Source organism: Pseudomonas sp. G5001 (genome assembly GCF_013385475.1).
Classification (GTDB): Bacteria; Pseudomonadota; Gammaproteobacteria; order Pseudomonadales; family Pseudomonadaceae; genus Aquipseudomonas.
In genome coordinates this window covers 254107-262971 of the sequence record NZ_JACAPZ010000026.1, presented here as the reverse complement: position 1 = coordinate 262971, position 8865 = coordinate 254107, and the positions used below count along the sequence as shown (strand labels likewise).

Annotated in this window: 10 protein-coding genes; 6 read left to right on the top strand and 4 right to left on the bottom strand. The window is 61.7% G+C overall.

What is annotated here, in order from left to right; translation table 11 throughout:
- Positions 1-129 precede the first annotated feature (129 nt).
- Positions 130-885 carry a spermidine synthase gene (locus tag HX805_RS21470; protein WP_102605070.1) on the bottom strand — a complete coding sequence of 252 codons (756 nt, stop codon included), beginning with the start codon at positions 883-885 and terminating at the stop codon, positions 130-132.
- A 118-nt stretch (positions 886-1003) separates the two neighbouring features.
- Between HX805_RS21470 and HX805_RS21465 the strand changes: the two genes are divergently transcribed.
- The gene (locus HX805_RS21465; protein WP_003218681.1) at positions 1004-2350 is read left to right on the top strand and encodes a class II 3-deoxy-7-phosphoheptulonate synthase; all 1347 of its coding nucleotides are present in this window, start codon (positions 1004-1006) and stop codon (positions 2348-2350) included.
- On the opposite strand, the gene HX805_RS21460 is transcribed toward HX805_RS21465, so the two are convergent.
- Together HX805_RS21460 and HX805_RS21455 are read right to left on the bottom strand one after the other, a co-directional pair.
- Complete coding sequence (locus HX805_RS21460) at positions 2330-3559, bottom strand: winged helix-turn-helix domain-containing protein (RefSeq protein ID WP_087693648.1); 1230 nt, start codon at positions 3557-3559, stop codon at positions 2330-2332. The genes HX805_RS21465 and HX805_RS21460 overlap by 21 nt on opposite strands.
- Before the next feature lie 45 nt (positions 3560-3604).
- The gene (locus tag HX805_RS21455; protein WP_003218685.1) at positions 3605-3811 is read right to left on the bottom strand and encodes a DUF1127 domain-containing protein; all 207 of its coding nucleotides are present in this window, start codon (positions 3809-3811) and stop codon (positions 3605-3607) included.
- Between the two features lie 70 nt (positions 3812-3881).
- Here HX805_RS21455 and HX805_RS21450 point away from each other — a divergent pair, with 70 nt between their 5' ends.
- Positions 3882-4763: a LysR family transcriptional regulator gene (locus HX805_RS21450; RefSeq protein WP_023659060.1), complete on the top strand. Its 882-nt coding sequence runs from the start codon at positions 3882-3884 to the stop codon at positions 4761-4763.
- Here HX805_RS21450 and HX805_RS21445 read toward each other — a convergent pair.
- Positions 4753-5502 carry a sulfite exporter TauE/SafE family protein gene (locus HX805_RS21445; RefSeq protein ID WP_032899680.1) on the bottom strand — a complete coding sequence of 250 codons (750 nt, stop codon included), beginning with the start codon at positions 5500-5502 and terminating at the stop codon, positions 4753-4755. The two genes, HX805_RS21450 and HX805_RS21445, sit on opposite strands and share 11 nt — an antisense overlap.
- A gap of 108 nt (positions 5503-5610) precedes the next feature.
- On the opposite strand from HX805_RS21445, the gene HX805_RS21440 reads away from it, so the two are divergent.
- The 4 genes from HX805_RS21440 (at position 5611) to HX805_RS21425 (ending at position 8806) form a co-directional block, all read left to right on the top strand.
- On the top strand, positions 5611-6561 hold the full coding sequence (locus HX805_RS21440) for a LysR family transcriptional regulator (RefSeq protein ID WP_008437773.1): 951 nt from the start codon (positions 5611-5613) through the stop codon (positions 6559-6561).
- A 77-nt stretch (positions 6562-6638) separates the two neighbouring features.
- The gene (locus HX805_RS21435) at positions 6639-7091 is read left to right on the top strand and encodes a MarR family winged helix-turn-helix transcriptional regulator (protein WP_003218693.1); all 453 of its coding nucleotides are present in this window, start codon (positions 6639-6641) and stop codon (positions 7089-7091) included.
- Positions 7092-7344: 253 nt separating this feature from the next.
- The gene (locus tag HX805_RS21430; RefSeq protein ID WP_003218695.1) at positions 7345-7764 is read left to right on the top strand and encodes an organic hydroperoxide resistance protein; all 420 of its coding nucleotides are present in this window, start codon (positions 7345-7347) and stop codon (positions 7762-7764) included.
- A 25-nt stretch (positions 7765-7789) separates the two neighbouring features.
- Entirely contained in the window at positions 7790-8806 is a 1017-nt protein-coding gene (locus HX805_RS21425) for an alpha/beta hydrolase (protein ID WP_177117298.1), read from the top strand.
- Positions 8807-8865 lie beyond the last annotated feature (59 nt).

Here is an 8865-nt window from a genome sequence, read left to right as displayed (position 1 = left end):
GCGAGGCACCGAGTGGTGGGGCAAAGACCTTTTGGTTACTTTTGGGGCGTTTGCCAAAAGTGACCCGCTGTAAGAGCGGAACCATAAGCGGCCGTTACCGCAGCAACGGATATGTACACAATCAAAACCCTACGTAGCCGGCCGAATCGCCTTGATCAGCGACTGCAACGAATACCCCAACCGCGACGCCAACCCCTCAGCCCGCGCAGACAACGCCGCCACATCAAGCACCTGATCCAGATCCGCCGGCACCAGCAAAATCACATTCCCCTCCTTCACCGGCAACTCCCAATAATGCCGGTGATACAACCCACGCAACAACGCCGCCCCCAAAGGCTTCCCATCATCCGTAGCCCACTGATTAATCACCAACCACCCCCCCGGGTTCAGCTTCTTCTGGCAATTCTCCAGAAACGTCCAGGCCAGGTGCCCAACCCCAGGGCCAACATCCGTATACAGGTCGACAAAAATCAGGTCCGCCGACTCAGCCGAAGGCAGCAATTCCAACGCATCCCCAACGCGGATATACAGCCGAGGATCATCATCCAGCCCCAAGTACTCAATGGCCAGACGCGGCACATCAGGCCGCAGTTCGATGGCCTCAACATCTTCCAAAGGCAAAAACTTCAGACAGGCCTGGGTCAACGTCCCAGCGCCCAAGCCCAGGAACAACGCACTCTCCGGCTGCTCATGGCACAACGCCCCAATCAGCATCGCGCGGGTGTAGTCATACTCCAACCAGCTCGGGTCAGCAGTAAACACACAACTCTGCTCGATGGCATCGCCAAACTCGAGAAAGCGGTAATCGGCCACTTCCAGCACGCGGATCATGCCGAAGTCATCATGGACCTCGGCCAGCAGGCGCTCGACGCGCTCCTCAGACATTGCAACTCCTAACGGCGTGCCAACGGGAAAGCCGGGATTGTGGGCGAACCGGCGGCAGCAGGTCACGTACTAATTGCTGATAACATGACGGCCCGACCGCAAATCACTCGAGTTCATGATGAGCCAACCCTGGAGCCCCGACAGCTGGCGCGCCCTGCCGATCCAGCAACAACCCCAGTACCCTGACGCCGCGCATTTGTCGCAGGTCGAGCAAAACCTGGCGAGCTATCCGCCGCTGGTGTTTGCCGGTGAAGCCCGTGAGTTGCGCCGTCAGTTTGCCGAGGTGACCCAGGGTCGCGCCTTCCTGTTGCAAGGCGGCGATTGCGCCGAGAGTTTTGCCGAGTTCTCGGCGGCAAAAATCCGCGACACCTTCAAGGTGCTGCTGCAGATGGCGATTGTGATGACCTTCGCTGCCGGCTGCCCGGTGGTCAAGGTCGGGCGTATGGCGGGCCAGTTCGCCAAGCCGCGCTCTTCCAACGATGAAACCATCGACGGCATCACCCTGCCCGCCTACCGCGGCGATATCGTCAACGGCATCGGTTTCGACGAAAAAAGCCGCGTGCCAGACCCGGACCGCCTGCTGCAGTCCTACCACCAGTCCACCGCCACCTTGAACCTGCTGCGGGCCTTTGCCCAGGGCGGTTTTGCCGACCTGCACCAGGTGCACAAGTGGAACCTGGACTTCATTGCCAACTCCGCCCTGGCCGAGAAGTACAGCCAACTGGCCGACCGCATCGATGAAACCCTGGCGTTCATGCGCGCCTGTGGCATGGACAGCTCGCCGCAACTGCGCGAGACCAGTTTCTTCACCGCCCACGAGGCGCTGCTGCTCAACTACGAACAAGCCTTCGTGCGCCGCGACAGCCTGACCAACGACTATTACGACTGCTCGGCACACATGCTCTGGATCGGTGATCGCACCCGGCAACTGGACGGTGCCCACGTCGAATTCCTGCGCGGGGTGAACAACCCGATCGGGGTCAAGGTCGGCCCAAGCATGAACCCCGACGACCTGATCCGCCTGATCGACATCCTCAACCCGGACAACGACCCGGGCCGCCTGAACCTGATTGCGCGCATGGGTGCCAACAAGGTCGGCGACCATCTGCCGAACCTGATCCGCGCGGTACAGCGCGAGGGCAAGCAGGTGCTGTGGAGTTCCGACCCGATGCACGGCAACACCATCAAGGCCAGCAGCGGCTACAAGACACGGGACTTCGCGCAGATTCTCAGTGAGGTGAAGGAGTTCTTCCAGGTGCATGAAGCCGAAGGCACTTACGCCGGCGGGATTCATATCGAGATGACCGGGCAGAACGTCACCGAGTGCATCGGTGGCGCGCGGCCGATTACTGAAGACGGGCTGTCGGACCGCTACCACACCCACTGCGACCCACGGATGAATGCCGATCAGTCGCTGGAATTGGCATTCCTGATCGCCGAGACGCTAAAACAGGTCAAGCGTTAAAAGCTCTACCCGCAACCGTGCCGCACTGGCCCGCTGGCAATTGAGCTGTATCTGCTCAAGCCCGAGCCAGTCGGCCATCTGCCGCAGATTCAGGGCCAGCGCGCGCATGCCCTCCTCGTCCAGCCCCGGCTCTTCCTCGTGAACGGCATGCACCGCCAGGCGTCCGGCCGCCCGCTCCGCCCGCAGATCCACGCGCGCGGCAATCCGCTCGTTGTGCAGGAACGGCAGCACGTAGTAGCCATATACCCGCTTGTCCTGGGGCGTGTAGATCTCCAGCCGATAGCGGAAATCGAACAACCGCTCGGTACGGCTGCGCTCCCAGATCAGCGAATCAAAAGGCGATAACAGTGCGCTGGCAGGCACCTTGCGCGGGACTTTTGGCTCGGGCAGGCAATAAGCCGGCTGTTTCCAGCCCTGCACGTCGCAGGTGATCAATTGCCCATCCTCGACCAGCTCCGCCAGGCGCCCACGGCTGTCGGCCGGGTCCAGACGGAAGTAGTCGCGCAGGTCTTTTTCAGTGCCCACCCCCAGCGCCGTGGCGCTGTGCAGCAGCAAACCGCGTTGCGCCTCTGCCTCGCTCAACGGGGCTTGCTGGAGAATGTCGGCCGGGATCACACGCTCCGGCAGGTCGTACAAACGCTCAAAACCCCGCCGCCCGGCGACGGTCACCTGGCCGGCGGCGAACAACCATTCCAGCGCATGCTTTTCATCGCTCCAGTCCCACCACGGGCCGGCGCGCTCCTCGCGGGTCGACAAACTGCCCGCACCCAGGGCGCCTTGTTGTTCGACGATGCCCAGCACCCGGGCGATGGTGGCCTGCTGCTCGCGACCAAAACGCGCCATTTGCTGATAGATCCCCTGCCCCCGGGCCGCCCGTTCCATGCGCCAGCGCATCAATGGGTACAGCGCCATTGGCAACAACGACGCCTCATGGCCCCAATATTCGAACAGCGAGCGGCGCCGCCCCGAACTCCAGGCGGCCTGTTCTAGAATCAACGGAGAGTAATGCCCCAGACGGGAAAACAGCGGCAGGTAGTGCGAACGCACCACCGCATTTACCGAATCAATCTGCAACACGCCCAAACGCTCAACCAGGCGATTGACCTGCGCCGCCTTGATCAACGCCGGCGGCTGGCGCCCGGAAAAACCCTGGGCGGCCAGCGCCAGGCGTCGCGCCTGCTTGAGGGAAAAGGACAGTTCTGCGGGCATGGGCATCTCCTTGTGTGCTCGCGAACCACCCTACTGCATCCCGAGTCATTTTCGCAGCGGGTCTTCCCAAAAATGCCGGCGGCTTTCCTGCTCGACATCGCCACGGTTGAGCCCGATGTCCTTGAGCGCCTCATCGCTCATGCTCATCAACAGCTGACGCTCACGGTGCACGGCCATCCACCGGGAACCCAGTTGAAGCAGCCCGGAAAACGGCCGCTTCGCCATCAGTACAAAGCCTCTTTGACCTTTCATCATCTCGCCCTCCAGTGGGGATGACTGAAGTCTGTGCCTGGCGCTATGATCAATCCAACGAATGTTTCTTATGCAATACATCTCGGAGATTGATCAATTGTCCAGCTACCCGAGTATCGACACCGAGGTGCTGCGCACCTTCGTCGCCATCGCTGATCAAGGGGGCTTTACCCGCGCCGGCGAGCAGGTCAACCGCACCCAGTCGGCGGTGAGCATGCAGATGAAACGCCTGGAAGAAGATGTGTTGCAGCGCAAGTTGTTCGAGCGCGATGGCCGCCAGGTGCGGTTGACGCCCGAAGGCCAGGTGCTGCTCGGCTACGCGCGCCGGATCCTGAAGCTGCACAGCGAGGTGTTCAACACCCTGCGCGAGCCGCACATGGTCGGGTTGGTGCGCATCGGCACCCCGGACGATTACGTGATGCGCTACTTGCCGGGGATTCTCAAGCGCTTCTCCAAGGCTTACCCGCTGATCCAGATTGAAATGCACTGCGAGTCGTCGCCGGTGCTGATGCAGCGCCGGGACCTCGACCTGACCGTTATCAGCCGCGAACCGGGAAATGAAATCGGCGAACTGCTGCGCCATGAACGCATGGTGTGGGTGGCGGCGCCCTGCTTCTGTATGGATGAGCACAGCGCCCTGCCCCTGGCCATTTCCGGCCTCGACAGTTTTTGCACGCAGTGGGCACGCGCCGCGCTGGACGCCCAGGGGCAGGAGTACCGACTGGCGTATCACAGCTCCAACGGGGCCGCGATCCTCGCAGTGGTGGGTGCCGGCCTGGCCGTCACGATCAATATGGAAAGCCTGGTGACCGAAGACCTGCGCATATTGGGCACAGCGGACGGTTTTCCGCCGCTGCCGTCGGTCAACCTGCGGCTGTTGCGCAACCCGCGCACCACCTCGCCGATTACCGAATGCCTCGCCGAATACATCCTCGAAGGCTTCAAACTTTAAACGTCAGCATCACCGCACACACCGCCAGGAACCCGCAGAACAGCCCGCGTAACATGCGCTCCGGCATGGCGTGGGCGACTTTCACGCCCCAACTGATACTGAGCAAACCGCCGACGGCCAAAGGCAAGCCGATCAGCCAGTCCACTTCGTGGTGCCAGGCGTAGGTCACCAAGGTCACGCTGGTGCTCGGCAGCGCCAGGGCCAGCGACAGCCCTTGGGCCACCACCTGGCTGGTGCCGAAGATGCTGGTCAGCACCGGCGTGGCAACCACTGCACCGCCCACCCCGAACAAGCCACCCATGGAGCCTGACGCCGCGCCCAACACCCCAAGCCACGGCCAGGAATAACGCATCTGCGCTGACGGCGGTGCATTGTGGGTAAACATTCGCAGCAGGTTGTAGGACGCCAATACCAGCAGAAACGCGATAAAACCCACCCGCATCACGTCAGCATCGATCCCCACCGCCCAGATCGAGCCCAGCCAGGCGAAGGAAAAACCCATCACGCCCAACGGCAGTGCATGACGCAATTCAATCCGGTTGCGCTGGTGATAACGCCACAACGCCAGCATCACATTCGGCACCACCATCACCAGGGCCGTGCCTTGGGCGATCTGCTGGTCGAGGCCGAAAAATACCCCCAGCACGGGAATGGCAATCAGCCCGCCGCCGATGCCGAACAAGCCACCGACCGTGCCCAACGCTACGCCCAGCATTAAATACAACGCTAAATCTGCCACCCGCTCGCTCCTGCTGTTCCCAGGCTTTGCATGCTACGCAGTCCGCTCTGGTGCGGAAACGCACAGCAACGCACAATGGCTGTGCCAATCTCGCACAAGCAGACGCTGATGAACCCCAATACATTGACCGATCAACTGAGCCTGTTTCTCGACGTACTGGAAGCCGGCAGCTTTTCCGCAGCCGCGCGCCGTCACCCGCTCACGCCCTCGGCCGTGGCGCGGCGCATCGACAGCCTGGAAAGCTCGGTGGGTAGCCGGCTGTTTCAACGCAGTACCCATGCGGTGGTGCCGACGCCCGCCGGCCTGGCGTTTGCCGAGCGCGCCCGGCGGATTGTCAGCGAGCTGCAACTGGCGCGGGCCGAAGCGGTGTCGCTGAGTCATGCGCCTGAAGGGTTGATCCGCGTGGACGCACCGGCGGCTTTCGGCAGGCGGCATTTGGCGCCTGCCATCGCTGACTTTCTCAATGTCTATCCGGGACTGGACGTGCACCTGCACTTGATCGACAGCTTTGTCGACATGCAGGGCGAGCATCTGGGCAAGGTCGACCTGGTGCTGCGGGCCGGGCATATCGTCGACACCCGGCTGATTGCCACGCCACTGGCCAGCATCGTGCGCATCGCTTGCGCAAGCCCGGCCTACCTGAAAAGCCGTGGCACCCCGACCCATCCCAGCCAGTTAAGCGAGCATGACGGCCTGGATTGGGAAGGCCTGGCACCGATGTTCGCCTGGCGTTTTGAGCTCGATGGGCGCAAATCCACCTACCGCCCGCAGCGCATTCGCATGAGCGCCAATAACGCCGAAGCCCTGCTTTCAGGCGCGCTGGCCGGACTGGGTGTTGCGCATCTGCCCACCTGGCTCGCCAGTGAATACCTGGTGCGCGGTGAACTGGTCCCGCTGTTCTGCGAGAACGGCCTGCCGACGCCTGAAACCGCGGGCATCTATGCGCTCCGCCTGGAGCAACACGCCAACGCCCGCAGCCGCTTGTTGCTGGAATACCTCAAGGCGCGCTTCAGCCCTGTGCCGCCCTGGGACCTGGCACTGCAAAGCGGCCTGGGTTGACCGGCCGGACAGAATTGTCTGGCGCGTTAAAGATTTGCCCGCTAGATTCGAAACCAGACACGTTTTAAGGCACTGCCATGACCAAGCCCCTCGATACCTGCGAATCCTTGTTGCTCGACAACCAGCTGTGTTTTGCCCTGCATTCCACCTCGTTGTTGATGACCAAGGTCTACAAACCGCTGCTGCAAGCCCTTGGCCTGACCTATCCGCAGTACCTGGCCATGATGGTGCTGTGGGAAGAGGATGGCTTGACCGTAGGCGAAATCAGCAATCGCCTGCTGACGGATCCCGGCTCCCTGACGCCGCTGCTCAAGCGCCTGGAAGCCGAAGGCCTGCTCAGCCGCACCCGCAGCCGCGAAGACGAGCGCGTGGTGGTGGTTGAATTGACCGAGGCCGGGCGCGCCCTGCGGGACAAAGCCATGGATATTCCACAGTGCATCCTGGGCGCCAGCGGGCTGGACATCGAGCAGTTGCGCAAGCTGCAGGGCGATTTACTGGCACTGCGAAAAAACCTGCAAGTCTCCCTCTAAAGGCACCACGCATCAAAAAATGTGGGAGCGGGCTTGCTCGCGAATGCGGTGGATCAGTCAATGCATCTAGTGACTGTCACACCGCATTCGCGAGCAAGCCCGCTCCCACATTTGTTTGTGCAATGCCTGGCTATCAAAGCGCGCAAAATATTTTCCAAATATATCTTGCGCACTAACTATTAGCGCGATACATTCACCTCGCCACTTACTTAGCGCGCAAACATTTAGCGCAAACACTGACGAGGAAATCACCATGCAAGCTCTCTACACCGCAGTAGCCACCGCCACCGGCGGCCGTGATGGTCGTGCTGTTTCCAGCGACAACATCCTCGATGTAAAACTCTCCACGCCAAAAGAACTGGGCGGCGCGGGTGGCCAGGCCACCAACCCGGAACAACTGTTCGCCGCCGGTTACTCCGCCTGCTTCATCGGTGCCCTGAAATTCGTCGCCAGCCAGACCAAACGCAAAATCCCGGATGACGCTTCGATCACTGCCCACGTCGGCATCGGTCAAATCCCCGGCGGTTTCGGCCTGGACATCGACCTGCACGTCAGCTTGCCCGGCCTGGCCCAGGACGACGCGCAAAGCCTGGTCGACGCTGCGCACCAGGTCTGCCCTTACTCCAACGCCACCCGTGGCAACGTCGATGTACGCCTGCACGTAACCGTCTGACCCACGCGGTTTTTTGGAGAAGAACATGAACACATTTGGCAAAGTACTCACCGGCACCCTGCTCGCCTTCTCGATCACCAATGCCTTTGCGGCCGGCGGTGACGTGGAGCACAACACCCAGGCGTTTCTCGATGTACTGAACGCCGGCACCGGCAAACCGATGGAGCAACTGACGCCCAGGGAAGCCCGTGCGGTGCTGACAGGTGCACAGTCAGGCGTGAAACTGACGCTGCCCAAGGCCGACGTGAGCCAGAAGACCATTCAGGTCGATGGCCAGCCGCTGAGCCTGACCATTGTGCGTCCGGCCGGGGTCAAGGGCACATTGCCGGTGTTCATGTTCTTCCACGGCGGTGGCTGGGTACTCGGGGATTTCCCGACCCACGAGCGCCTGGTGCGTGACCTGGTGGTGGGGTCGGGAGCGGCGGCGGTGTTCGTCAACTACACGCCATCACCTGAAGCGCACTACCCGGTGGCGATCAACCAGGCGTACGGGGCAACCAAGTGGGTGGCCGAACACGGCAGCGAGATCAACGTCGATGGCAAACGCCTGGCCGTCGCCGGCAACAGCGTCGGCGGCAACATGGCAGCGGTGGTCAGCCTGATGGCCAAGGACAAGGGCACACCGTCAATCAAGTTCCAATTGCTGTTGTGGCCGGTGACCGACGCCAACTTCGACACCGCGTCCTACAACCAGTTTGCCGAAGGCCACTTCCTGACCCGCAACATGATGAAGTGGTTCTGGGACAACTACACCACCGACACCAACCAGCGCGCCGAGATCTATGCGTCGCCCCTGCGGGCAAGCACCGCGCAGCTCAAGGGTTTGCCACCTGCGTTGATTCAGACCGCAGGCTCGGACGTGCTGCGTGACGAAGGCGAAGCCTATGCCCGCAAGCTGGATGAAGCCGGTGTACCGGTGACCGCCGTGCGCTACAACGGCATGATCCATGACTACGGTTTGCTGAATGTCGTCAGCCAGGTACCGGAGGTTCGTTCGGCGCTGCTGCAGGCGTCCGAGGAGCTGAAGCAACACCTGAAGTAAAAACCGGCACCCACAAAAAAGCCCGACGCATGGTCGGGCTTTTTTTATCGTACCGGTGG